The 23,978-nt window shown below is 68.8% G+C and carries 20 protein-coding genes; 14 read left to right on the forward strand and 6 right to left on the reverse strand.

What is annotated here, in order from left to right:
* The first annotated feature begins 31 nt into the window (after positions 1 to 31).
* From H6927_04595 to H6927_04615, 5 genes are all read left to right on the forward strand, one after another.
* Entirely contained in the window at positions 32 to 652 is a 621-nt protein-coding gene (locus H6927_04595) for a glutathione S-transferase family protein (GenBank protein ID MCP5217371.1), read from the forward strand.
* A gap of 78 nt (positions 653 to 730) precedes the next feature.
* Entirely contained in the window at positions 731 to 1,177 is a 447-nt protein-coding gene (locus tag H6927_04600) for an iron-sulfur cluster assembly scaffold protein (protein ID MCP5217372.1), read from the forward strand.
* An 82-nt stretch (positions 1,178 to 1,259) separates the two neighbouring features.
* Positions 1,260 to 3,404: a 5-histidylcysteine sulfoxide synthase gene (gene ovoA, locus H6927_04605; GenBank protein ID MCP5217373.1), complete on the forward strand. Its 2,145-nt coding sequence runs from the start codon at positions 1,260 to 1,262 to the stop codon at positions 3,402 to 3,404.
* 176 nt (positions 3,405 to 3,580) lie between these two features.
* A complete protein-coding gene (locus tag H6927_04610) occupies positions 3,581 to 4,633 on the forward strand; it encodes a murein L,D-transpeptidase (GenBank protein MCP5217374.1) in 1,053 nt (350 codons plus the stop codon).
* A gap of 92 nt (positions 4,634 to 4,725) precedes the next feature.
* Positions 4,726 to 5,808, forward strand: a complete 1,083-nt coding sequence (locus H6927_04615; protein ID MCP5217375.1) for an ADP-ribosylglycohydrolase family protein — start codon at positions 4,726 to 4,728, stop codon at positions 5,806 to 5,808.
* A 3-nt stretch (positions 5,809 to 5,811) separates the two neighbouring features.
* Here H6927_04615 and H6927_04620 read toward each other — a convergent pair whose 3' ends face one another.
* The 4 genes from H6927_04620 to uvrA form a co-directional block, all read right to left on the reverse strand.
* Positions 5,812 to 6,612 (reverse strand): amino acid ABC transporter permease, encoded by an 801-nt coding sequence (locus tag H6927_04620; GenBank protein MCP5217376.1) that lies wholly within the window; start codon positions 6,610 to 6,612, stop codon positions 5,812 to 5,814.
* 174 nt (positions 6,613 to 6,786) lie between these two features.
* Positions 6,787 to 7,449, reverse strand: a complete 663-nt coding sequence (locus tag H6927_04625; GenBank protein ID MCP5217377.1) for an ABC transporter permease subunit — start codon at positions 7,447 to 7,449, stop codon at positions 6,787 to 6,789.
* A 41-nt stretch (positions 7,450 to 7,490) separates the two neighbouring features.
* Positions 7,491 to 8,393, reverse strand: a complete 903-nt coding sequence (locus H6927_04630) for a glutamate ABC transporter substrate-binding protein (protein ID MCP5217378.1) — start codon at positions 8,391 to 8,393, stop codon at positions 7,491 to 7,493.
* A gap of 91 nt (positions 8,394 to 8,484) precedes the next feature.
* On the reverse strand, positions 8,485 to 11,508 hold the full coding sequence (gene uvrA, locus H6927_04635; protein MCP5217379.1) for an excinuclease ABC subunit UvrA: 3,024 nt from the start codon (positions 11,506 to 11,508) through the stop codon (positions 8,485 to 8,487).
* 249 nt (positions 11,509 to 11,757) lie between these two features.
* Between uvrA and H6927_04640 the strand changes: the two genes are divergently transcribed.
* The 3 genes from H6927_04640 to H6927_04650 all read left to right on the forward strand — a co-directional run bounded on the left by H6927_04640 (position 11,758) and on the right by H6927_04650 (position 15,242).
* Complete coding sequence (locus H6927_04640) at positions 11,758 to 12,948, forward strand: MFS transporter (protein MCP5217380.1); 1,191 nt, start codon at positions 11,758 to 11,760, stop codon at positions 12,946 to 12,948.
* Between the two features lie 81 nt (positions 12,949 to 13,029).
* A complete protein-coding gene (ssb, locus tag H6927_04645; protein MCP5217381.1) occupies positions 13,030 to 13,710 on the forward strand; it encodes a single-stranded DNA-binding protein in 681 nt (226 codons plus the stop codon).
* Entirely contained in the window at positions 13,602 to 15,242 is a 1,641-nt protein-coding gene (locus H6927_04650; protein MCP5217382.1) for a hypothetical protein, read from the forward strand. The genes ssb and H6927_04650 overlap by 109 nt, the downstream gene beginning before the upstream one ends.
* A gap of 8 nt (positions 15,243 to 15,250) precedes the next feature.
* On the opposite strand, the gene H6927_04655 is transcribed toward H6927_04650, so the two are convergent.
* On the reverse strand, positions 15,251 to 15,907 hold the full coding sequence (locus tag H6927_04655) for a hypothetical protein (GenBank protein ID MCP5217383.1): 657 nt from the start codon (positions 15,905 to 15,907) through the stop codon (positions 15,251 to 15,253).
* Positions 15,908 to 16,077: 170 nt separating this feature from the next.
* Between H6927_04655 and H6927_04660 the strand changes: the two genes are divergently transcribed.
* On the forward strand, positions 16,078 to 17,094 hold the full coding sequence (locus H6927_04660) for a C4-dicarboxylate ABC transporter (GenBank protein ID MCP5217384.1): 1,017 nt from the start codon (positions 16,078 to 16,080) through the stop codon (positions 17,092 to 17,094).
* A 119-nt stretch (positions 17,095 to 17,213) separates the two neighbouring features.
* Complete coding sequence (locus tag H6927_04665) at positions 17,214 to 17,927, forward strand: RNA polymerase sigma factor (protein ID MCP5217385.1); 714 nt, start codon at positions 17,214 to 17,216, stop codon at positions 17,925 to 17,927.
* Positions 17,928 to 17,930: 3 nt separating this feature from the next.
* Here the strand turns inward: H6927_04665 and mnmA are convergent, their stop codons facing one another.
* Positions 17,931 to 19,094, reverse strand: coding sequence for a tRNA 2-thiouridine(34) synthase MnmA (gene mnmA / locus H6927_04670; protein ID MCP5217386.1), 1,164 nt, complete (start codon positions 19,092 to 19,094; stop codon positions 17,931 to 17,933).
* A 115-nt stretch (positions 19,095 to 19,209) separates the two neighbouring features.
* Between mnmA and H6927_04675 the strand changes: the two genes are divergently transcribed.
* The 4 genes from H6927_04675 (at position 19,210) to fusA (ending at position 23,824) form a co-directional block, all read left to right on the forward strand.
* Complete coding sequence (locus H6927_04675; protein MCP5217387.1) at positions 19,210 to 20,358, forward strand: ABC transporter substrate-binding protein; 1,149 nt, start codon at positions 19,210 to 19,212, stop codon at positions 20,356 to 20,358.
* Between the two features lie 256 nt (positions 20,359 to 20,614).
* Positions 20,615 to 20,992: a 30S ribosomal protein S12 gene (gene rpsL / locus H6927_04680; protein ID MCP5217388.1), complete on the forward strand. Its 378-nt coding sequence runs from the start codon at positions 20,615 to 20,617 to the stop codon at positions 20,990 to 20,992.
* A gap of 168 nt (positions 20,993 to 21,160) precedes the next feature.
* A complete protein-coding gene (gene rpsG, locus H6927_04685) occupies positions 21,161 to 21,631 on the forward strand; it encodes a 30S ribosomal protein S7 (GenBank protein ID MCP5217389.1) in 471 nt (156 codons plus the stop codon).
* An 84-nt stretch (positions 21,632 to 21,715) separates the two neighbouring features.
* Positions 21,716 to 23,824, forward strand: coding sequence for an elongation factor G (gene fusA, locus H6927_04690; protein MCP5217390.1), 2,109 nt, complete (start codon positions 21,716 to 21,718; stop codon positions 23,822 to 23,824).
* Positions 23,825 to 23,978 lie beyond the last annotated feature (154 nt).

Below are 23,978 nucleotides of genomic sequence, written 5' to 3' on the forward strand. Positions count from 1 at the left end.
CGCAATCAGCTGCATACAAAATAGCAAAATCATGAAACTCTACATTGCCCCCCGCGCCCCCAACCCCCGCCGCGTGCAGATGTTCATGCATGAAAAGGGCATCACCGGCATCGATTCCGTGCCGATCGACCTGAACGCCGGCGAGCACCGCGCGGCGGACTATCGCGCCAAGGTGCCGGTGGCGCGCGTGCCGGCGCTGGAGCTGGACGACGGCCGCGTGCTGAGCGAAACGCGCGCCATCTGCAGCTACCTGGAGGGCCTGCACCCCCAGCCCAATCTGATGGGCGAGGGCTTCGACGAGCGCGCCTTCATCGAGATGCACGACCGCCGCGTGGAGTGGTATTGGCTGCTGCCCATTGCCCACTGCGTGCGCCACACCCACCCCGGCCTGGCCGCGCTGGAGCAGCCGCAGTTTCCCGATTTTGGCCAGTCGCAGGGCGTCAAGGTGCGCGAGTCGGCACGCTGGCTGGACGACGTGCTACAAAAACAGAACTGGATGGCCGGCGCGCGCTTCACCATCGCCGACATCACCGCCTTTTGCGCCATCGAGTTCGCGCGCCTGATGAAGTTCAACGCCGGCGCCGAGGGCTTTGCCGCGCTGCAGGCCTGGCGCGACCGGGTGGCCGAGCGGCCGAGCGCGCGCGCCGGCTGACGGCCCGCTGCTGCGCGCCGCGCGCGCTCGCGCAACAATGCGGCATGGATCAGATGCGCCAGCCTGGCGAAACGGCCCATGTTTGAACTCACCGAAGAATCCCTCGAGGACTTCTACCGCACGCTCAAGCGCCACCAGCGGCGCGTGCACGCCGACCAGCGCCTGCCCGTGCCGCCGGCCGATTCGGTCAGCGTGCGCAGCCGCCTGTGCGGCAGCGCGCTGACGCTGGACGCGGTGATTGCCGAGGGGCGCGTGCAGCAGCTGGGCTGGAGCGTGCGCGCCTGCGCGCTGGGCCAGGCCTGCACCGGCATCGTCGCCGACCACCTGGCCGAGCTGGACGAGGCCACGGTGCTTCGCGTGGGCGCGCAGCTGCGCGCCATCCTCAAGGGCGAGCGCGAGGACAGCGACTGGCCCGAGCTGGCGATGTTCGCGCTGGTGCGCGACGTGCCCAACCGCCATGGCTCGGCCCTGCTGCCCTTCGAGGCGCTGGGGCAGCTGTTCGAGCGCGCGCGCTCGCGGGGGTGAGCGGCAAATCCCTGCCTGCCGGGGCGGCTTGGCCGCGGTGCTAACCTGCGGGCATCGACGACCCGAAGAGTCCCACACACCGATGAACCGCGTTGACGCCACCGTCTTGAAATCGCCATCCGCCCTGGTGAGGCTGCCACGGCGCCTGGCCCTGCACGCCGCCGACCCGCAGGACTTTCGCCAGCGCCTGCGCGATTACTTCGTGCAGACCTTCGACGCCTACGAGTCGCTGTTTCGCACCCTGGCGTGTGACGCGGCCTGGGTCCAGCGGCCCATCACCCTGCGCCACCCGCTGATCTTCTACTACGGCCACACCGCCACCTTCTTCGTCAACAAGCTGCTGCTGACGCGCTTGATCGCCGAGCGCATCGACCCGCATCTGGAATCCATCTTCGCCGTCGGCGTGGACGAGATGAGCTGGGACGACCTGGACGACGCGCACTACGACTGGCCCCCCGTGGCCAAGGTGCAGGCCTACCGCGACCAGGTGCGCGCCCTGGTGCTGCGCCTGATCGACACCGCGCCGCTCACCCTGCCCGTGGACTGGAACAACCCCTGGTGGGCCATCGTGATGGGCGTGGAGCACGAGCGCATCCACCTGGAAACATCTTCGGTGCTGATCCGCCAGCACCGCCTCGACTACGTGCGCCCGCAGCCGCAGTGGCCGGTGTGCCAGGACAGTGGCGAGGCGCCGCCCAACACGCTGGTGGACGTGCCCGCGGGCAGCGTCACCCTGGGCAAGCCCTTCGACAGCGAGCGCTACGGCTGGGACAACGAGTACGGCCACCACACTGCCGAGGTGCCCGCCTTCCAGGCCAGCCGCCTGCTGGTGAGTAACGGCGAGTTCCTGGAGTTCGTCACCGCCGGCGGCTACGCGCACGACGCCTTCTGGGACGACGAAGGCCGTCGCTGGCGCGACTTCGCCAAGGCCATGCATCCAACATTCTGGGTGCAGGGCCGTGAGGGCTGGCGCCTGCGCCTGATGACGCAGGTAGTAGAGATGCCCTGGAACTGGCCGGTGGAAGTCAACTGCCTGGAGGCGCGCGCCTTCTGCCGTTGGCGCGCGCAGCAGACCGGCCAGCCGGTGCGCCTGCCGACTGAGGACGAATGGCACAGCATCCTGGCCACCAGCGGCTGGCAATTGAGCGATGAGCAACCGGCCAACGCCAACCTCTATCTGGGGCACTGGGCCTCGTCCTGCCCGGTGGACCATTTCAAGCACGGGCCGTTCTGCGATGTGGTGGGCAACGCCTGGCAATGGACCGAAACGCCCACCTACCCGTTCGAGGGCTTCAAGACCCATCCGATCTATGACGACTTCACCACGCCTACGTTCGACGAGCGGCACAACCTCATCAAGGGCGGCTCGTGGATCGCCTGCGGCAACGAGGCCGAGCCCGAGTCGCGCTACGCCTTCCGCCGCCACTTCTTCCAGCACGCGGGCTTTCGCACCGTGGTGGCCGCGGCGCCGGTGCGCGCGCCGGCCTCGCACTACGAGACCGACGACCTGATCACCCAGTACATGGAGTTCCACTACGGGGCGACGTATTACGGCGTGCCCAACTTCCCCCAGGCGCTGGCGCAGATCGCCGTCGAGGCCGTGGGCCACGGCCCGCGCCGCCGGGCGATGGACCTGGGCTGCGCCGTGGGGCGCGCGGTGTTCGAGCTGGCGCGCCACTTCGACCACGTGGAGGGCGTCGATTTCTCGGCCCGCTTCATCGACCAGGGCGTGGCCCTGGCGCGCGGCGACACGGTGCGCTACACGGCGGTGGAGGAGGGCGAGCTGGTCGAATACAAGGCCGTCAACCTGGCCGACCTGGACCTGCAGGACACCGCCGCGCGCGTGGCCTTCTGGCAGGGCGATGCCTGCAACCTCAAGCCGCAGTTCGGCGGCTACGACCTGATCCTGGCCGCCAACCTGATCGACCGCCTGTACGACCCGGCCCAGTTCGTCACCACCATCCACGAACGCCTGAACGTGGGCGGCGTGCTGATGATCACCTCGCCCTACACCTGGCTGGCCGAGCACACCCCGCGCGACCAATGGCTGGGCGGCTTCAAGAAGGACGGCGAGAGCTGGCGCACGCTCGATGCCCTCAAGGCGCTGCTGGGCCCGCACTTCGACATGATGGGCGCACCGCGCAGCGTGCCCTTCGTCATCCGCGAGACGAAACGCAAGTTCCAGCACACGCTGTCCGAGGTCACGCTGTGGCGGCGCATGCGCTAGGGGCTTGATCGGCGTCAATCGCAGGCCAGCGGGCGTGTCTTACGCTTGCGCCCATCCACTCACCAAGAGGCTGTTGACCCCCTCTCCCTCTGGGCGAGGGCAGGGGTGAGGGCCGGCAGCGCATCCATCCGATCCGCCGCTGCGCTTGCCAAACCGCCGCACCGCTTGCACGTCCCATGAACCCGTCACGCTTTTTCTCCCTCAGCCTGCTCGCCGCCTGCGGCCTGGCCTGTTCGATGGCGCCCGCCCAGGCCAACCTGCAAACCACCCCGCCCGCGTCCACCAGCCCTCGCGAGGCCCACATCCCGCCGCGCCCCTTCAGTGCCCCCGCACCGCTGGCGCAGCCGCTGCGCTTCAAGATGACATCGCCCCAGGTGCGCGAGCTGCAAATCCGCCTGCGGCACGCCCGCTACCTGGCCACGTACGACGCCAACGACCAGTTCGGCGCGGTCACCCGCACGGCGGTCGAAAAGCTGCAGCGCGAAAACGACCTGCCCGTCACCGGCGTGGTCGACCAGAAGACCTGGGACGTGCTGCGCGCCAGGTCCTTCGACCCCACCGCCGCCGAACTGAACAACACCGACATCGGCCCCTGGTTCACCGGCCCGCAGCACCCGGGCTACATCATGGAGCTGCAGGACCGCCTGCGGCAGGCCGGCTCCTACACCGGCCCCACCGACGGCGAGCTGAACGCGGCCACCCGGCAGGCCGTATCCGCCTGGCGCGTCAAGGCCGGCCTGCCCGCCAGCGAGGTGATGGACGAGCGTGCCTGGGCCCGGCTGATCGCCGCCACGCGCAACCCGCGCTACGCGCAGCTGTTCAGTGCGCCGCCGGCCAGCACGCTCACGCAGCAGCTCGATCCGCGTTGCGCCACCGGCCGGGTGGTGTGCATCTCCAAGGCGCAGAAGAAGATGTCCTACGTGGTGGACGGGCAGATCCAGTTCACGCGCGAGGCGCGGTTTTCGCGCCCCGGCTGGGACAGCCCGCTGGGCGAGTTCCGCGTCTGGTACAAGAACAACGACACGGTGTCCAAGATCTTCGGCGAGCGCACGCCCATGCCCTACGCCCTGTTCTACACCGGCAACGTGGCCATCCACTTCTCTGACGACTTTGCCGAGAACGGCTACGCCAGCGGCTCGCACGGCTGCAGCCAGCTGCGCGACTACCAGGTGGCCAAGTGGCTGTACGAGCAGGTGAAGGTGGGCGACCGGGTGGTGGTGTACGAGTGAAGTACTGACGTGCTCGACGCAGGCTTCGCGGGTGGCCGCAGCGTCGGCCGGCCAATCGGGCTATCGTGCGCGGATCGAACCGGAGTTCCGCCATGTCCACCACCACCTTTGAAGACCGCGCCACCGGCGCCCTGATGGGCGCGCTGATCGGCGAGGCGCTGGGCGTGGGCCCGCACTGGTACTACGACCTCGACGAGCTGCACGCCGCCCACGGCCCCTGGATCAGCGACTACACCACGCCCAAGCCGGGGCGCTATCACACGGGGCTGAAGGCCGGCGAGTCGTCGCAGGCGGGCTGGCTGCTGGAGCTGACCATGAAGTCGCTGGCCGAGCGCGGCGGCTACGACGAGTCCGATTTTTGCCAGCGCATGGACCGCGACTTCTTCCCGCTGATCGACGGCACGCCCAACAACGGTCCCGGCGGCTACACCAGCCAGTCGATGCGCGAGTCGTTCCGCCTGCGCGTGAAGCTGGGCAAGCCCTGGGGCGAGGTCGGCGGCTGGGCCGACACCACCGAGGCCGCCGAGCGCGTGCTGGCGATCGCCGTGCGCGATGCGCGCGACCCACAGGCCGCGGCGCGCCACGTCAGCGGCAACACCGCGCTGACGCAGATCGACGCCACGGTGGGCGCGATGACCACCGCCTACGCGCTGGCGCTGGGGCAGCTGGTGCAGGGCGTGCGTTTCGACGGGCAGATCAGCAGCACGCTGATGGGCCTGGTGCGCGAGGGCCGCCTGCCGTTTCACAGCGTCACCAAGCCGGGCGAGGACGCCGTGCCCGACGGACCGGAGCGGCCGCGCCAGGCCGGGCAGTTCGCCTCGCCCGACGCGCTGCTGGGCATGGGCTGCATCGCCGCCGCCGCGCTCGACCCCGACGTGCGCATCGAGCCGGCGTGGAAGGTCTCGCTGGTCTACGGCATGCCCTGCGCCATCTATCACCAGCTGCCGGCGGCCTATCACCTGGCCGCCCGCTTTGCCGACGATTTCGAATGCGCCGTGCTGCACGCCATCAACGGCGGCGGCCAGAACCAGGCGCGTGCCATGCTCACCGGCGCGCTGGTGGGCGCCATGGTGGGCCTGCAGGGCATACCCCGGCGCTTCATCCAGGGGCTGGATCGCGCCGAAGAGCGCCTGCAACTGGCGCGCCGCATTGCCGCGCAGGCCGCGCATGCCTGAAGCTCAATGCATCGGCCCACCGAGCCGCTGGCTGGCCTTCGATATCGCGTAGTTGACCAAGCAGTAAAGCACCGCGACCACGAGGTACACGGGCACCAGCGCGTGGTAGTTGGCAATGAGCACCTTGGCGTTCTGCATCAGTTCGCCGTAGGTCACGACGTAGCCGAAGGTGGTGTCCTTGACCACGATGACCAGTTGCGCGACCAGTGCCGGGACGATGTAGCGCAGGGCCTGGGGAAAGACGATGGAGAAAAACACCTGGGCCTCGGTCAGCCCCAGGCTGCGCGCGGCATCGGTCTGGCCGCGCGGTACGGCGAGCACGCCCGCGCGGTAGACCTCGGCCACCACGGCGGCGGTACTCAAGGCTACGGGCAGTGTCAGCATCCAGTAGGTGCTGAGCTTGATGCCGACTTGCGGCAGCACCAGAAAACACACATAGATGAGCAGCAGCGTCGGCGTGCCGCGCAAGAACTCGATGGCCGCGACGCTCGGCCAGCGCAGCAGCCGCGGCCGCGCCAGGCGCCCGACCAGCAGCACCAGCCCCAGGGCCAGTGCGATGACGGCGGCCATTGCCGCCGACGCCATGGTACCGAGCAGACCCTGGCCCAGGAAGGACCAGGTCGTAGCCCAGGCGAAGAAGTTCCAGAACCGGGCGTCGAGCTGCCCTGCGCTGTGAAAGCGCAGCACGATGCCCGCGGCGAGCAGCAGCAGCATGGCCGCCGAGACCGCGCTCATCGCCCGCGTGGCGGCCTGAGCCCGGGGGCTTGGCGCGCCAAACAGGATGTCTTGCAGCCGACGGCCCATTTCAGTGATCCATGGCGCTGTGCATCACCGGCAGGGCATGAAACCTAAAGAGTCCGGTGGCCGCGGAGCAGGCCATGCCAGCGATCGCCGTGGCTGGGGTTTCCCCGGCCAGGGGCGATGCCCCCTTGAGGGGGGAGGCGAAACATCGCGCAGCGAGTGGAGACTGGGGGTGTTTCATTTCAGAATCCGTGCCTTCTTCTCCAGGGCGGCGCCCGCCCAGGCGATGAGCAGGCCCGTCGCCACGTACATCGCCGCGGCCACCATGAATGCGGGAATGCCGGCGGCGGAGTCGGTGGCGATCTTGGACACGAGCGCGGTCAGCTCCCGGCCCGGAAACGGCACCTGCGACGCCAGCGAGGTCGACAGCATCAGCGCGATGAGCAGCGAGGTCATGGGCTGCACCACCGCGCGCAGCGCCTGCGGCAAGACAATGGCGGTGATGACGCGCAGCGGCCGCAGCCCCAGGCTGAGCGCGGCTTCGATCTGGCCGCTGGCGACGGTGTTGATGCCGGCGCGCAGGTAGTCCGCCGTGAAGGCGGAGGCGACCAGCGCCAGCGTCAGGATCACGCTGGGCTCATAGTCGATCACGACCTCGAGATCGGGCAGCGCGAACACGATGAAGATCAGCAGCGCCACGCTGGGAATGTTGCGGAAGATCTCGACGTAGCCGGTCAGCACGAAGCGCAGCGGCGGCAGCGGCAGCAGCCGCAGCACCGTCACCAGCACGCCCAGCAGGAAGCCGGGCACGAACGACAGTGCCGTGAGCTTCCAGGTTAGCAAAAGGGCCTGCCCGAAGGCAGGCCCGTAGTCGACCAGGAGCCTGGAAACCTCGCCCATGGGCTAGCCCAGCGAAACGGGGAAAGCGGTGCAGCGCTGGATCAGGGCAGCGCGGGCGGCGTCGGCACGGCCGTGCTGCCGGTGCGCTCGCCGATGGAGATGGTCCACAGCTTGGCCCAGGTGCCGTCGGCTTCCACCTTCTTCAGAAAGGCATTGACGAAGGCCACGCCGTCCGAACCCTTGGGCAGGCCGATGCCGTACGGGTCCTGCGCACCAAAGGGCGCGCCCGCCAGCTTGGTGTCGCCGGAGCCGAGGCTCAGGGCGTTGAGCAGCAGCGTGTAGTCGGTCACGTAGGCGTCCACGCGTCCCTGGCGCAGCGCGTCGAGGGCTTCCTGGTGCGTCTGGAACTCCTGCACGACCGCCTTGGGCGCGTACTGCGCCAGGATCGCAGGCCCCGTGGAGCCCGCCTGCGTGGCAACCTTCTTGCCGGCCAGATCGTTGTACGACTGGATCGCCTTGTTGCTGGCCTTGACCAGCACCCCGGCCTGCGAGGTGTAGTACGGGCCGGCGAACGAGATCTTCTCGGCGCGGGCGGGGGTGATGGAGTAAGTGGCCAGCACCATGTCCACCTGGTCGTTGATGAGCACCTGCTCGCGCGTGGACGAAGTCACCTGCGTGAACTGGATCTTGGCCCCATCGCCCAGGATGTAGCGCGCGATGAGTTGCGCCAAGCCAGCGTCGAAGCCGCGCATCCTGCCGTCTTTTTCGTTGAGCAGCGAGAAGAGATTCGAGGTCTGCGTGCCGCCCAGGCGCAGCGTGCCGGCCTGCTTGATCTTGCTGGCCCAGGGGCTCGATGCGATGGTCGCCGCATCGGCGACGGGGCCCTGCGCGACCAGCGCGTCGAACGCCGCGGCATTGATGGGCGTGCCCTGGGCGAACAGCGGCCCAGCGGCCACGAAAGCCAGTGCCGCCACGGTGGATTGGAAAATGGATTTGATCGACATGCAGTCCTCCTGGAGGGGGTGTGACACCGGCCAATATAGCGCAGGTCAGGAAATGTGAACCGTCCCGGGATTCGTGGAGGCCGGTGGGTTTTCAAGCACCTGCGGCTGCGTGCCGCAGATGGGGTTTGAGGTAGCGCCCCGTAAAACTCCCCGCGCAGGCCGCCACCGTCTCCGGCGTGCCCTGTGCCACCACGGTGCCTCCGCCGTCGCCGCCCTCGGGGCCCATGTCGATGATCCAGTCGGCGGTCTTGATGACGTCCAGGTTGTGCTCGATCACCACGATGGTGTTGCCGGCGTCCACCAGCTGCTGCAGCACCTTCAGCAGCAGCTCGATGTCGGCAAAGTGTAGGCCGGTGGTGGGCTCGTCCAGGATGTAGAGCGTGCGGCCGGTGTCGCGCTTGCTCAATTCCAGCGCCAGCTTGACGCGCTGCGCCTCGCCGCCCGAGAGGGTGGTGGCGCTCTGGCCCAGGGTGATGTAGCTCAGGCCCACGTCCAGCAGCGTCTGCAGTTTGCGCGCGATGGCGGGCTGATCGGCAAAGAAGGCGCTGGCCTGCTCCACCGTCATGTCCAGGATTTGCGCGATGTCGCGGCCCTTCCACTGCACCTGCAGCGTTTCGCGGTTGTAGCGCCGGCCGTGGCACACGTCGCAGGGCACGTACACGTCGGGCAAGAAGTGCATCTCGACCTTGACCACGCCGTCGCCCTGGCAGGCCTCGCAGCGCCCGCCGCCCGAGCCCTGCGGCACGTTGAAGCTGAAGCGCCCGGGGCCGTAGCCGCGCTCGCGCGCCGTGGCGGTCTCGGCCATCAGCTCGCGGATGGGGGTGAACAGTCCCGTGTAGGTGGCGGGGTTGCTGCGCGGCGTGCGGCCGATGGGGCTCTGGTCGACGGCGATGACCTTGTCGAACTGGTCCAGCCCCTCGATGGCCTGGTGCGGCGCGGGCTCCAGGTGGGCGCGGTGGATTTCGCGCGCGGCGGCGGCGTACAGCGTGTCGTTGACCAGCGTGCTCTTGCCCGAGCCCGACACGCCGGTCACGCAGGTCAGCAGGCCGACCGGAAAGTCGGCCGTGACCTGCTTGAGGTTGTTGCCGTGCGCGCCGACGATGCGTAGCACGCCTGTGGGGGTGGCGTCGGGAGTTTTGGGTGATTTGAGGCCCTGGCCCGCATCCACTGTGCGCAAGCAGCTATCATTTTTGAATTGCCGGCGTTTGGGCGGCACGGCGATGGCGCGCTCGCCGCGCAGGAACTGCCCGGTCACCGAGCTGGGCGTGGCCGCTACTTGCGCGAAGCTGCCCTGCGCCATCACGCGCCCGCCGTGCACGCCGGCGCCGGGGCCCAGGTCCACGATGTGGTCGGCCTCGCGCATCATGTCCTCGTCGTGCTCTACCACCAGCACGCTGTTGCCCAGATCGCGCAGGTGCTTGAGCGTGGCGATCAGCCGGTCGTTGTCGCGCTGGTGCAGGCCGATGCTGGGCTCGTCCAGCACGTACATCACGCCGGTCAAGCCGCTGCCGATCTGGCTGGCCAGGCGAATGCGTTGCGCCTCGCCGCCGGAGAGCGTCTCGGCGCTGCGCTCCAGGCTCAGGTAGCTCAGCCCCACGTCGTTCAAGAACTGCAGGCGGTTGCCGATCTCGCGCACCACCTTGGCGGCGATCTCGGCTTTGGCGCCCGCCAGCTGCAGGGCGTCGAAGTACGCCTTGGCCTCGCCCAGCGTGACGTGGCTGACCTGGTAGATGGCGCGGCGCTGCGCGCCCTCGCCGATGAACACATGGCGCGCCGAGGTATTCAGGCGCGAGCCGCCGCAGTCGGGGCAGGGCTGCTGGCTGCGGTAGCGCGCCAGCTCCTCGCGCACCACGGTGGAGTCGGTCTCGCGGTAGCGCCGCGCCATGTTGGGCAGGATGCCTTCGAAGGGGTGCTTCTTGTTCACCTTCTTGCCCGCCGAGGCACCGCTCTCGAAGGTGTAGCTGAACTTGATTTGTTCCTCGCCCGAGCCGTGCAGGATGGCGGCTTGCACACGCGCCGGCAGCGATTCGAACGGCGCTTCCACATCAAAGCGGTAGTGCGCCGCCAGCGCCTCGATCAGCGCGAAGTAATAGGCGTTGCGCCGGTCCCAGCCCTTGATGGCGCCGCTGGCCAGGCTCAGGCTGGGAAAGGCCACCACGCGCTCCGCGTCGAACACCTCGGTGCTGCCCAGGCCCTCGCAGCGCGGGCAGGCACCGGCCGGGGCGTTGAAGGAGAACAGGCGCGGCTCCAGCTCGGCGATGGAGTGGTTGCACACCGGGCAGGCGAACTTGCTGTTGAACAGGTGCTCGGCGCCGCAGTCCATCTCCAGCGCAATCGCCCTCCCGCCGGCCAGGCGCAGCGCGGCCTCGAAGCTGTCGGCCAGGCGCGCCTTCATGTCCTCTTTGACTTTCAGGCGGTCGATCACGATGTCGATGTCGTGCTTCTCGGCTTTTTTCAGCGCGGGCAGGTCCGTGGCCTCCACGATCTGCCCGTCGATGCGAAAGCGTACATAACCCTGCGCCTGCATCTGCGTCAGCAATTCGCCGAACTCGCCCTTGCGCTCGCGCGCCACCGGCGCCAGGATCATCAGCCGCGTCTCGGCAGGCAGGGCCAGCACGGCGTCCACCATCTGGCTTACGGTCTGAATGGCCAGCGGCAGATCGTGCTCGGGGCAATACGGCGTGCCGGCGCGGGCAAACAGCAGGCGCAGGTAGTCGTGAATCTCGGTCACCGTGCCCACGGTGGAGCGCGGGTTGTGGCTGGTGGCCTTCTGCTCGATGGCAATCGCCGGCGACAGGCCCTCGATCAAATCGACGTCGGGCTTGTCCATCAGCTGCAGAAACTGCCGCGCGTAGGCGCTCAAGCTTTCCACGTAGCGGCGCTGGCCCTCGGCGTACAGCGTGTCGAAGGCCAGGCTGGACTTGCCCGAGCCCGACAGGCCGGTGATCACCACCAGCTGGTCCTTGGGGATGTCCAGGTCGATGTTCTTCAGGTTGTGGGTGCGCGCGCCGCGCACGCTGATGCGCTGCTGGCGCAGCGCGGCGGCCAGGGGCAGGCCCTCGCTCGCGTCGGCGTCGGCGTCGGCCAGAGGGTGGTGGTGGGACAGGTCGTTCATGGGCAACCTGCCATTATCGGAAATTGCCGTGCATGACGCACCCGCTGGCCGGGATGCGCGCCTGGCCGGCGGGCGCGGCGGGCAGGCACCCTGGCTTGAAGATGGCCTTCAGGGCCGCGTTCGCGACATTCGGTCGGCGATGGCGGAAAATGCCGGGTTTGACCGTTTCGCACCACGCTCTTTCTGGGGTGCCGCCTGTCGATGCCTGCTGCCACTGCCACTTCCCCCTCCACCGCTCCCGTCCACCGCATGACCGGCGACGAGCGCCGCGCCACCCAGTCGCTGGCGGGCATCTTCGCGCTGCGCATGCTGGGCCTGTTCCTGGTGCTGCCGGTGTTCATGCTGGAGGCGGCGCGCTACCCGGGTGGCGACGACCCGGCGCTGATCGGGCTGGCCATGGGTATCTACGGCCTGACGCAGGCGGTGATGCAGGTGCCGCTGGGGCTGGCGTCCGACCGCATCGGCCGCAAGAAGGTGATCGTGGCGGGCCTGCTGGTGTTTGCGCTGGGCAGCGCGGTGGCGGCGCTGGCGCCCAGCGTGCACATGCTGATCGTGGGCCGCGCGCTGCAGGGCGCGGGCGCGGTGTCGGCGGCGGTGACGGCGCTGCTGGCCGATCTGACGCGCGACGAGGTGCGCACCAAGGCCATGGCGGCGGTGGGCATCAGCATCGCCGGCATGTTCGCGCTGTCGCTGGTGGTGGCGCCGCCGCTGGCCGGCGCCATCCACCTGTCGGGCCTGTTCTGGCTGACCGCGCTGCTGGCCGTAGGCGGCGTCGTGGTGGTGCTGCGCGCCACGCCCGACGAGCCCGCGCGCCACAAGGACGAGCCGCGCGGGCGCCTGCAGGACGTGTGGCTGCACCCGAACCTGTGGCGGCTGGACCTGGGCGTGTTCGTGCTGCACACGGTGCAGATGTCGATGTGGGTGGTGGTGCCCGAGCTGCTGGTGGGCGCCGGCCTGCCCAAGGCCAACCACTGGCAGCTGTACCTGCCGGCGGTGCTGGCTTCCTTCGTGCTGATGGGCGGGCTGTTTTCGCTGGAGCGGCGCGGCTACCTGCGCGCCGTGCTGCGCGGCGGCATCGCGCTGCTGCTGCTGGTGCAGCTGGCCCTGTTGTGGCTGGCGCCGCGGGCGCCGGGGCTGTGGACCATGGGCTGGGTGATGTTCTTCTTCTTCGTTGCCTTCAACCTGATCGAGGCCAGCCAGCCCAGCCTGATCTCGCGCCTGGCGCCGGCCAACGCGCGCGGCGCGGCGCTGGGGGTGTACAACACGCTGCAGTCGCTGGGGCTGTTCACCGGCGGCGCCTTGGGCGGCTGGCTGCTCAAGCACGGCGGCTATGCGGCCGTGCTGGGCGGCACCTCGGTGCTGGTGGCGCTGTGGCTGGTGCTGGGCTGGGCGCAGATCGTGCCGGGGCTGCGCCCGGCCGCCGCCGCGCCGGCGCGTTGACCCACCGTCCCGGGGCCGGCCGGCGGCCATGCGGCACAATGGGAGGCCAATCACCACGCACAGCACAGGGACCCTTCCGCCATGGCCTCCGTCAACAAAGTCATCCTCGTCGGCAACCTGGGGCGCGACCCCGAGATGCGCTCGTTTCCCAGCGGGGACCAGGTGGCCAACGTGACCCTGGCCACCACCGACAAGTGGCGCGACAAGCAGTCGGGCGAGCCGCGCGAGCACACCGAATGGCACCGCCTGGTGTTCAACGGCAAGCTGGCCGAGATCGCCGGGCAGTACCTGCGCAAGGGCAGCCAGATCTACGTCGAAGGCAGCATCCGCACCCGCAAATGGCAGGGCCAGGACGGCCAGGACCGCTACAGCACCGAGGTCCGCGTCGACCAGATGCAGATGCTGGGCAGCCGCCAGGGCGCCGGCGCGCCGGCTGGTGACGAGGGCGGCTACGGCGGCGGCTACGACGCCCCGTCGCGCCCCGCGGCCCGCCCGCCCGCCGCCCGCCCGGCCGCCGCCCCCGCCCGCGCGCGCCGAGCCGGCCCGGCCCGACGCCGGCTTTGGCGGCATGGACGACGACATTCCGTTCTGACCCGCACGCACCGCCGCGGCGGTGCCAGCCCGGTGCCGCCGTTGTCCCCTGGAGGAGCGCCATGGCCCAAGCACCGTCACGCAGCGCGCTGCTGCGCACCCTGCGCGAGAGCGCCAACCGGTTCGACGCCGAATCCAGCCAGCGCAAGCGCGAGGCGCTGCAGCGCCTGATGGCCCTGCCGCTGGCGGCCGACGCCGCGCTGGCGGACTACCACGACACGCTGCTGTTCATCGCCGCGCATCCGCCCGATGAGGCGGTGCGCGGCATGGTCGAGCGCGAGTTGCGCCGCCTGGCCGTGTGGCTCAAGGCCCGGCGCGGACGGCACCTGGCCGCCTGGGCCGACCGCGGCATGCCGTGGGTCGACACCGTCACGCGCTTCACGCACGACTGCGTGCGCTGGCTGCTGGGGCACCCGCACTGCAAGGTCGTGCCCGATCGCTATGACGAGCCGCTGCTGGACCTGAACGCGGTGCTCAAGCTGACGCTGCCCACGCTGGAGCGCAACGAGACCACCGCCAGCCTGGACAACGACGCGCTGCTGGACGCGCTCAAGGTCAAGCCCGCGCGGCGGCTGGCCTTCATCGTGGGCGAGCTGGCGCGCCTGGACGCCCAGCCCTTCGTCAAGGACCAGTTGTTCGACGCGCTCGACCTCTACGTGCGCGTGCAGCCCACCAGCGCCGCCTTCAGCAAGGCCGGCAACCGCCTGCCGGTGGCGCGCGTCTTTTTTCAGCCCGATCTGCTGCGCCGCTTCGACCCCATGGCGCTGATGAACCAGCCGCTGCCGCCGCCGCGCCGCCTGGGCGCCGACGCGCGCGCCGAGCTGGTCCGGGTGCTGCGCAACACCATGGCCCTGACCAGCCGCGAGACCGATCCGGCCACCTACCTCGATGCGCGCGCGCTGCGCGTGTACGCGCTGGAGCGCGGCCTGGCCGTGGCCCTGTTCGGCATGACGCCCGAGCGCCAGCTGCCGCTGGAGTCCTACGTCGGCTTCACCCTGTTCAAGAACGGCCTGCCGGTGGCGTATGGCGGCGCCTGGGTCATGGGCGAGCGCGCCGCCTTCGGTATGAACATCTTCGAGCCGTTTCGCGGCGGCGAGTCGGGCTTCATGATGTGCCAGGTGCTGCGCGCCTACCGGCAGGCCTTCAAGGTGCGCTACTTCGAGGTCGATGCGCACCAGTTCGGCCTGGACAACCCCGACGGCATCGCCAGCGGCGCGTTCTGGTTCTATTACCGGCATGGTTTCCGGCCTCTGTCGGCGCCGCTGCAGCGCCTGGCGCTACAAGAAAAGAAGCGCATCGACGCGCGGCCGGGCTACCACAGCCCCGACAAGACCCTGCTGCGCTTCACCGAAAGCAACGTGGCGCTCAACTTCGGCGGCGCGGTGCCGCCGCACCTGTTCGACGTCACCACGCGGGTGACCCGGATGATCGCCTCCGCCTACGGGGGCGATCGCGCCGCGGCCGAGCGCGATGGCGTGGCGCGCTTGGGCCAGCTCGTGCGCCTGCCCCGGCGCTTGAATGACGACGAGCGCCGAGTGCTGACCGAGGTGGCGCTGATCGCCCAGGCGTTGCCGGTGCGGGATGCGGCGGGCCTCGATTTGCTGGTGCGCATGGTGCGCGCCAAGCCGAAGGATTTGTGGGCCTACCAGGGTCTGCTGCTGGCGTTCTTCAGCCAGCCGCGCGTGCGCCACGGCGCCGTTTGAGCGCGGACTCAACTGGCGCGAAAGCTTGCCCAATCCACCCCCACGCGGAAGGTCTGGTACAGCCGCCCATGGTCGTTGCCGCCGCCGAAGTGCCGGGTGGCGCTGTGCAGGCAGCCCGACGGATAGGCCACCATGCGGTTGCACTGGTAGCCGATGCGGTCGGTCTCGATCCAGCGCTCGCGCCGGCGGGCATCGCGCTCCAGCAGCGCGCGCAGCCCGGCCAGCGGCAGCTTCAGGCGCCGGGCGTCGCCGGCCGTCGGCGCGTTCGTCAGGCCGGTGCGCTTGTGGCACCACAGCGAGGTGCCGCAGTCGGCCGGCAGGCCGGGCGTGAGGTAGACCACGATGGTCACGTCGTCGTGCGGCCAGTCGGCGTGTACGGCCGGCACCTCGGCCTTGGCGCCTTCGGCAAAGCCCTGGTAGAAGACGCCGTTTTCCTGCGCCGGATCGGTGTCCCAGCGCGTGATGCGCACGCCCAGCAGGCGCTCCAGCTTGCGCCTGGCATCCGGCTCGTGATAGACGCCGGTGCTGCGCCAGCCGGTGGCGTGCTCCAGCTCGTGGTACTGGGCCTGCTGCGCGGCACGGTGCACGCGTGCGATGTCGCCGTAGAAGCCGTCCTTGGCAAAGACGAAATGCGGACGCGCAGGCGAGGCCGGTTTCTTGCTCATGGTGCGGACACCTCATGATCGGGGTGGAACAGAGCGCGGCCCGCACCACCACCGCTGGCCACCCGTGCAATTTACCCCGGGCCGCCCGGCTTGGAGCTTGACCTGAATCAGTTTTGACCGCGCTTGGGCCACTGCAAGGGCTTTGGCGCGGGCCGTATCATCGCCGCGCCATGTCCAGCCACCCCGAAAACCTCCAGCACCTGTCCTTCAACTGGTTCGCCATCGTGATGGGCGTGGCCGGGCTGTCGCTGGCCTGGCTGCAGGCCATGCCGATGCTGGGCGACACGGCGACCGGCGTGGCGCTGGTGCTGGCGGGCGTGGCGGCGCTGGCCTTTGTGGCGCTGGCGGTGCTGTCCTGGATTCGCTGGCAGGTGCAGGCCGAGGCGGTGGCGGCCGAGCTGGCGCACCCGGCGCGGCATGCCTTTCTGGGCGCGGTGCCGGTGTCGGTGCTGCTGCTGGCCACGGCGGGGGTGTCGCTGTTCGGCACGTCGGCGCCGCTGGCGGCGCTGTGGTGGGCCGGCTCGCTGCTGCAGCTGGCGGTCACGCTGTGGGCGCTGGGGCGCTGGCTGCGCGCCGACCGCGAGCAGGGCCTGAGCTGGGCCGCGCTCACGCCGGTGCTGTTCATCCCCGTCGTCGGCAACGTGCTGGCGCCGCTGGCGGGCGTGCCGCTGGGCGCGGGCGGCTGGGCGGCGGCGCAGTTCGGCATGGGCGTGCTGCTGTGGCCGGTGGTGCTGGCGCTGCTGCTGGCGCGCATTGCCACGCAGGGCCTGTGGCCCGATCGGCTGCTGCCGGCCAGCTTCATCGCCGTCACGCCGCCGGCGCTGGTCGGCAGCGGCGCGCTGCAGCTGGGCGCCTCGCCCGTGCTGGCCTGGATGGCCTGGGGCGTGGCCCTGCTGATGCTGCTGTGGTGCGCGCCGCTGATGCGCCGCATCCTGGCGCAGCCCTTCGGCATCGGCTTCTGGGCGCTGGGCTTTCCGCTGGCGGCGTTCGCGGCGCTCACGCTGCGGCTGGCCTTCATGAACCCTGCCGCGCAGATGCTGGCCGTGGTGGCGCTGGCGCTGGCCAGCCTGGTGGTGCTGTGGCTGGCGCTGGCCAGCTGGAAGAGCTGGCGCCAGGGCACGCTGCTGGCGCCCGAGGCCGCGCCCGTCAAGTCGATCACGGCCAGCCGCGGCGACCGCGCGCCTTGAGATTTCTCCTGATTCGATAGCTGCTCGCGCTCTCTGGATGCGGGCTATACCCGGTTTTTATTTGAAATCCGGGAACGCCCTGCATCGCGCCCGCATCCAATGCCCCAAAGGAGAGGCCCATGTTGAACGCCTTGCGCCCAAGCGCCGCCCCCATCAACGCCCAGACCGGCGACGCCGAATTGGCGGCCCGGGGCGCGCGCGGCGATGAGGTCGCCTTCGAGGCCATCATGCGCCGCCACAACCAGTTGCTGTTTCGCACCGCGCGCAGCATCGTCAAGAACGACGCGGAGGCCGAGGATGTGGTGCAGGAGGCCTATTTGCGCGCCTGGCGGGCGCTGGGCAGTTTTCGCGCCGACGCCAAGCTCTCCACCTGGCTGGTGCGCATCGTCGCCAACGAGGCCTTCGGGCGCCTGCGCCGCAAGCAGGCACCCGTCATTCCACTGGACGCCGCCATGATCTCGCCCGAACCCGCCATTCAGGCCGCCCTGACCGACGAACCCAACCGCCAGCCCGAGCCGGCCGCCATGCGCGCCGAGCTGCGCCAGTTGCTGGAGTCGCGCATCGACCGGCTGCCCGACGTCTTTCGCACCGTCTTCATGCTGCGCGCGGTGGAGGAAATGAGCGTGGAGGAGGTCGCGCAGGCCCTGGGCATTCCCGAAGCCACCGTGCGCACGCGCTTTTTCCGTGCCCGCAGCCTGCTGCGCGAGGGGCTGGCCAGCCAGATCGACGCCACGCTGGGCGATGCCTTTGCCTTCGACGGCGCGCGCTGCGACCGCATCGTGGCCGGCGTGCTCAGCCGGGCCGCCGCCGAGGGGCTGTCGCGCCGGGACTGAGGCTCAGGCCCCAGGCGCCACCGCAGGCGCTGGCCGCTGCTGCGGCAGCGCGGATGCCGTGGCGATCACGCCGCCGCCCAGGCAGACCTCGCCGTCGTACAGCACGGCGCTCTGGCCGGGCGTGACGGCCCACTGGGGCTGGGGGAACGCCAGCGTGAAGACGCCCGGGCGATCACCGGCGGACAGCTCGCAGGCGGCATCCTGCTGGCGGTAGCGCGTCTTGGCGGCATGTGCGCCGGCGGCCGGTGGTGCGCCGGCCACCCAGGCGCAGTCGTCGAACGTCAGCCGGTGCGACAGCAGCCAGGGGTGCTCGTGCCCCTGCACCACCACCAGGGTGTTGGCGGCGATGTCCTTGCGCGCCACGAACCACGGCTCGTGCGTGCCGCCGCCGCGCGCGGCTCCCTTGTCCTTGATGCCGCCGATGCCCAGGCCCTGGCGCTGGCCCAGGGTGTAGAAGGACAGGCCCACGTGCCGGCCGAGGGTGCGCCCGCGCTCGTCCTTGATGGGGCCGGGCTGGGATTTCAGGTAGCGGCCCAGAAATTCGCGAAACGGCCGCTCGCCGATGAAGCAGATGCCGGTGGAGTCTTTTTTCTTCGCATTCGGCAGCCCGATCTCGGCGGCGATGCGGCGCACCTCGCTCTTGTGCAGCTCGCCCACCGGAAACAGCGTCTTGCCCAGTTGCGCCTGGTTCAGGCGATGCAGGAAGTAGCTCTGGTCCTTGGACGGGTCCAGGCCCTTGAGCAGCTCGTGCAGTTCGGTTGATTCATTCCAGCGCGCGCGGGCGTAGTGTCCGGTGGCGATCCGGTCGGCGCCCAGGCGCATGGCGTGGTCCAGGAAGGCCTTGAACTTGATCTCGGCGTTGCACAGCACGTCCGGGTTGGGCGTGCGGCCGGCCTGGTATTCGCGCAGGAACTCGGCAAACACCCGGTCCTTGTATTCGGCGGCGAAGTTGACGTGCTCGATCTCGATGCCCAGCACGTCGGCCACGGCGGCGGCGTCGATGAAGTCCTGGTTGGACGAGCAGTATTCGCTGTCGTCGTCGTCCTCCCAGTTCTTCATGAAGATGCCCACCACCTCGTGCCCGGCGCGCTTGAGCAGCCAGGCGCTGACGGCCGAGTCCACGCCGCCCGACAGGCCGACCACGATGCGATGTTTGCTTGGGTTCACGCGCCAAATTATCCCTGCGCCTGTGTCGCGGGGCAGGGAAGGCCCCTAATTGACGCTCGATGATCACCATCGCAAACTCAATCCTTTGTACTAAAACGTAAGCGAAGAGGTCGGCATGACAAGCAAGGCAACACGCTATCTGGCCAGGTGGCTGTCGGGCGCGCGCCGCGCGGCGGTGGCGCTGCTGGTTCTGGGGTTGGCCGGCGCCGCGCAGGCGCAGATCCTGATCGGCCAGACCACCGGGGTCACCGGCCCCGTGGCGGCCGGCGTGGGCGAGAACCTGCAGGGCATCCACCTGTACCTCGACCATGTCAACGCCCAGGGTGGCGTCAACGGCGAGCAGATCAAGCTGATCACGCTGGACGACAAGTTCGATCCCCGGCTGACCGCCGACAATGCGCGCAAGCTGATCGAGGACCACAAGGTGGTGGCGCTGTTCATGACCCGGGCCACGCCGAACAACCAGGCCATCCTGCCCCTGCTGGCGCAATACCGGATCGCGCTGATCGCGCCGTCCACCGGGGCCATGGTCTTTCACCGACCGGTCAACCCCTATGTGTTCAACGTGCGCTCCAGCTATCAGGCCGAGAGCGAGAAGGCCATCGAGCACTTGCACACCACCAGCCAGGAGCGCATCGCCGTGGTGCATGCGGACGACAGCTTCGGCGCCGACTGCCTGACCGGCGCCATGAGGGGTTTCGAGCGCTTGAAGTTCCAGCCGGCCGCGGTCATCAAGGCCGACCGCAACAAGCCCGACTACACGGCCATCGTGCCGCAGCTGCTGGCCGCCCACGCCCAGGCGGTGTTGTGGATCGGCTCCAGCACGGCCGTCAGCGAGGGCGTGAAGGCCTTGCGCAAGGCCGGCTCGGCCGCGCAGATCGTGACCTTGTCCAACAACGCATCGAGTGGCTTCATCAAGCAGCTGGATGGGGCCTCGCGCGGCGTCGTCGTCACGCAGGTGTTTCCCAATGTGCACGCCATGGGCTATGGCATCAACCGCGAGGCGGCCGCCCTGGCCAAGGCCCGGGGCGACATCGAGCTGTCGCCGCAATTGATGGAAGGTTTCGCCAGCGCCAAGGTGCTGGTGGAGGCGCTGCGGCGCGCCGGCCCCAAGCCCTCGCGCGATCGCGTGATTGCGGCACTCAACGGCATCACCGACTTCGATCTGGGGGGGCTGGAGCTCAGCTTCAGTCCGGGCAACCATACCGGACTGAAGTTCGTCGAGCTGTCCATGATCGACCGCAGCGGCAAGTTCATGCGCTGAAGGCCTGCCGCGGCGCCGGGTCGGGCTTGCCCCGCGCGCTGCGTACGGCGGCGCTTGTGGCCCCGGCGCGGGCGTACTATAATTTAAGGCTTTTCCCGCTTTGGGAGGCTTTTGGCATGGCCGCGCATCTTGTTTTGCGCGGCGTTTTGCCTTGGGCCTTGCGGGGAATCAGCGCGCCGGCCTGCATGCCATGGGCTTGCGGGCGGCGCGATCCGCCACGTGGGATGCCACGTGTTTTCACGTTCTAGGGATATTCATGCCAACCATCAGTCAACTGGTGCGTCACGGGCGGACGGTCGAGACGACCAAGTCCAAGAGCCCCGCGATGCAAAACTCGCCGCAGCGCCGCGGTGTGTGCACGCGTGTGTACACCACCACGCCGAAAAAGCCGAACTCGGCCCTGCGCAAGGTCGCCAAGGTGCGCCTGACCAACGGTTTCGAGGTCATCTCGTACATCGGCGGCGAAGGCCACAACCTGCAGGAGCACAGCGTCGTGCTGGTGCGCGGCGGCCGGGTCAAGGACCTGCCGGGCGTGCGCTACCACATCGTGCGCGGCTCGCTCGACTTGCAGGGCGTCAAGGATCGCAAGCAGTCGCGCTCCAAGTACGGTGCCAAGCGGCCCAAGAAGGCCTGATCGTCAATCAATTTTTGGTGCTCGAGGCCGGCCGATGGCAGGCTGCAGCGAGCAAGGTGGCCCGGTGTTCGGGTCGAGTAAGTGCAGGTTTTGATGAATCTGCGCGGCAAGCCAGGCCGGTGAACCGTCACGGCGCTTGCCAACTGAAGCATATGAAGAGGTGAAGAAATGCCACGTCGTCGCGAAGTCCCCAAACGTGAAATCCTGCCGGATCCCAAGTACGGCAATGTCGAGCTGTCCAAGTTCATGAACGTCATCATGGAAGGCGGCAAGAAGGCGGTTGCCGAGCGCATCATCTACGGCGCGCTCGAGACCATGGAGAAGAAAAGCGGCAAGGATCCGCTGGAGCTCTTCACCGTTGCCATCAACAACGTCAAGCCGATGGTCGAGGTCAAGAGCCGTCGCGTGGGCGGCGCCAACTACCAGGTGCCGGTCGAGGTGCGCCCGGTGCGCCGCCTGGCCCTGTCGATGCGCTGGATCAAGGAAGCCGCCCGCAAGCGCGGCGAGAAGTCGATGGCGATGCGCCTGGCCAACGAGCTGCTGGAGGCCACCGAAGGCCGCGGCGGCGCGATGAAGCGCCGTGACGAAGTGCACCGCATGGCCGAAGCCAACAAGGCCTTCAGCCACTTCCGCTTCTAAAGGCGCAGCATCCCGTTTTGAAGGCCTGCGGCCCGACCTGCCGGTTGCGGTGGGCGGGCCATTGGCCGTTAAAGAAAGCACATCATGGCACGCAAAACCCCCATCGAGCGCTACCGCAACATCGGTATCTCGGCCCACATCGACGCTGGCAAGACCACGACGACCGAACGCATCCTGTTCTACACCGGCGTGACCCACAAGCTGGGCGAGGTGCATGACGGCGCCGCCACCACCGACTGGATGGAGCAGGAGCAGGAGCGCGGCATCACCATCACCTCGGCGGCCGTGACCTGCTTCTGGAAGGGCATGGACATGTCCTACCCCGAGCACCGCTTCAACATCATCGACACCCCCGGCCACGTGGACTTCACCATCGAGGTGGAGCGCTCCATGCGCGTGCTCGACGGCGCCTGCATGGTGTACTGCGCCGTGGGCGGCGTGCAGCCGCAGTCCGAAACCGTCTGGCGCCAGGCCAACAAGTACAAGGTGCCGCGTCTGGCCTTCGTCAACAAGATGGACCGCACGGGCGCCAACTTCTTCAAGGTCTACGACCAGATGAAGCTGCGCCTGAAGGCCAACCCGGTGCCCATCGTGATCCCGATCGGCGCCGAGGACAACTTCAAGGGCGTGGTCGACCTGGTCAAGATGAAGGCCATCATCTGGGACGAGGCCTCCCAGGGCATGAAGTTCGAGTACCAGGACATCCCGGCCGAGTTGGCCGCCGATGCCAAGAAGTGGCGCGAGAACATGGTGGAGGCCGCGGCCGAAGCCAGCGAAGAGCTGATGAACAAGTACCTGGAGGAGGGCGACCTCTCCGAGGGCGACCTCAAGCTCGGCCTGCGCACGCGCACCATCGCCACCGAGATCCAGCCCATGCTGTGCGGCACGGCCTTCAAGAACAAGGGCGTGCAGCGCATGCTGGACGCCGTGATCGACTACCTGCCCTCGCCGGTGGACATTCCCGACGTGGACGGCACCGATCCGGACGACCACGACAAGCACCTGTCGCGCAAGGCCGACGACGGCGAGAAGTTCTCGGCGCTGGCGTTCAAGCTGATGACCGACCCCTTCGTCGGTCAGCTGACCTTCGTGCGTGTGTACTCGGGCGTGCTGACCAAGGGCGACACCGTGTTCAACGCCGTCAAGGGCAAGAAGGAGCGCATCGGCCGGATCGTGCAGATGCACGCCAACGAGCGCATCGAGATCGAAGAGATCCGTGCCGGCGACATCGCCGCCTGCGTGGGCCTGAAGGACGTCACCACGGGCGAAACCCTGTGCGACGTCGACGCGCCCATCATGCTGGAAAAGATGGTGTTCCCCGAGCCCGTGATCGCGCAGGCCGTCGAGCCCAAGTCCAAGGCCGACCAGGAAAAGATGGGCCTGGCCTTGTCGCGCCTGGCCGCCGAGGACCCGTCGTTCCGCGTGCGCACCGACGAGGAATCGGGCCAGACCATCATCGCCGGCATGGGCGAGCTGCACCTGGAAATCATCGTCGACCGCATGAAGCGCGAGTTCAACGTCGAGGCCAACGTGGGCAAGCCCCAGGTGGCCTACCGCGAGACCGTGCGCAAGACCGTGACCGACGTCGAAGGCAAGTTCGTGCGCCAGTCGGGCGGCAAGGGCCAGTACGGTCACGTCGTCTTCACGCTGGAGCCGCAGGAGTCCGGCAAGGGCTTCGAGTTCGTCGACGAGATCAAGGGCGGCGTGGTGCCGCGCGAGTACATCCCGGCGGTGGAAAAGGGCGTGGTCGAGGCCCTGACCTCGGGCGTGCTGGCGGGCTATCCGGTGGTCGACGTCAAGGTGCGCCTGACCTTCGGCTCCTACCACGACGTGGACTCGTCGGAGCAGGCCTTCAAGATGGCCGCCATCTTCGGCTTCAAGGAAGCGGCCCGCAAGGCCAGCCCCGTGATCCTGGAGCCGATGATGGCCGTCGAGGTGGAAACGCCCGAGGACTACGCCGGCACGGTGATGGGCGACTTGTCCAGCCGCCGCGGTATGGTGCAGGGCATGGACGACATGGTGGGCGGCGGCAAGGCCATCAAGGCCGAGGTGCCGCTGTCCGAGATGTTCGGCTACGCCACCACGCTGCGTTCCATGACGCAGGGCCGCGCCACCTACACGATGGAGTTCAAGCACTACAGCGAAGCGCCGAAGAACGTGGCCGAGGCCATCGTGGCGGCGCGCGCCAAGTAAATCCATGGCTGGCCGGCGTCCAACCAGCGCCGGCAGCTATGTTTTTTGAAGTTAATCACTTTGCGGTCTGCGACCCGGTGCCGTCCTGTCGCCCTGTGCGGGACGATCGAGCAACCGGGTGCAGACCTTAAACCCCCACACAGGCATTGCTCTT

It is taken from the genome of Burkholderiaceae bacterium, from assembly GCA_024235995.1.
Lineage (GTDB): Bacteria > Pseudomonadota > Gammaproteobacteria > Burkholderiales > Burkholderiaceae_C > Ottowia.

Bases quoted from the DNA above. Each gene is read 5' to 3' on its own strand.
- H6927_04595 (MCP5217371.1), top strand. From the start codon at position 32: ATGAAACTCTACATTGCCCCCCGCGCCCCCAACCCCCGCCGCGTGCAG.
- H6927_04600 (MCP5217372.1), top strand. From the start codon at position 731: ATGTTTGAACTCACCGAAGAATCCCTCGAGGACTTCTACCGCACGCTC.
- ovoA (MCP5217373.1), top strand. From the start codon at position 1,260: ATGAACCGCGTTGACGCCACCGTCTTGAAATCGCCATCCGCCCTGGTG.
- H6927_04610 (MCP5217374.1), top strand. From the start codon at position 3,581: ATGAACCCGTCACGCTTTTTCTCCCTCAGCCTGCTCGCCGCCTGCGGC.
- H6927_04615 (MCP5217375.1), top strand. From the start codon at position 4,726: ATGTCCACCACCACCTTTGAAGACCGCGCCACCGGCGCCCTGATGGGC.
- H6927_04620 (MCP5217376.1), bottom strand. From the start codon at position 6,612: ATGGGCCGTCGGCTGCAAGACATCCTGTTTGGCGCGCCAAGCCCCCGG.
- H6927_04625 (MCP5217377.1), bottom strand. From the start codon at position 7,449: ATGGGCGAGGTTTCCAGGCTCCTGGTCGACTACGGGCCTGCCTTCGGG.
- H6927_04630 (MCP5217378.1), bottom strand. From the start codon at position 8,393: ATGTCGATCAAATCCATTTTCCAATCCACCGTGGCGGCACTGGCTTTC.
- uvrA (MCP5217379.1), bottom strand. From the start codon at position 11,508: ATGAACGACCTGTCCCACCACCACCCTCTGGCCGACGCCGACGCCGAC.
- H6927_04640 (MCP5217380.1), top strand. From the start codon at position 11,758: ATGACCGGCGACGAGCGCCGCGCCACCCAGTCGCTGGCGGGCATCTTC.
- ssb (MCP5217381.1), top strand. From the start codon at position 13,030: ATGGCCTCCGTCAACAAAGTCATCCTCGTCGGCAACCTGGGGCGCGAC.
- H6927_04650 (MCP5217382.1), top strand. From the start codon at position 13,602: ATGGCCCAAGCACCGTCACGCAGCGCGCTGCTGCGCACCCTGCGCGAG.
- H6927_04655 (MCP5217383.1), bottom strand. From the start codon at position 15,907: ATGAGCAAGAAACCGGCCTCGCCTGCGCGTCCGCATTTCGTCTTTGCC.
- H6927_04660 (MCP5217384.1), top strand. From the start codon at position 16,078: ATGTCCAGCCACCCCGAAAACCTCCAGCACCTGTCCTTCAACTGGTTC.
- H6927_04665 (MCP5217385.1), top strand. From the start codon at position 17,214: ATGTTGAACGCCTTGCGCCCAAGCGCCGCCCCCATCAACGCCCAGACC.
- H6927_04675 (MCP5217387.1), top strand. From the start codon at position 19,210: ATGACAAGCAAGGCAACACGCTATCTGGCCAGGTGGCTGTCGGGCGCG.
- rpsL (MCP5217388.1), top strand. From the start codon at position 20,615: ATGCCAACCATCAGTCAACTGGTGCGTCACGGGCGGACGGTCGAGACG.
- rpsG (MCP5217389.1), top strand. From the start codon at position 21,161: ATGCCACGTCGTCGCGAAGTCCCCAAACGTGAAATCCTGCCGGATCCC.
- fusA (MCP5217390.1), top strand. From the start codon at position 21,716: ATGGCACGCAAAACCCCCATCGAGCGCTACCGCAACATCGGTATCTCG.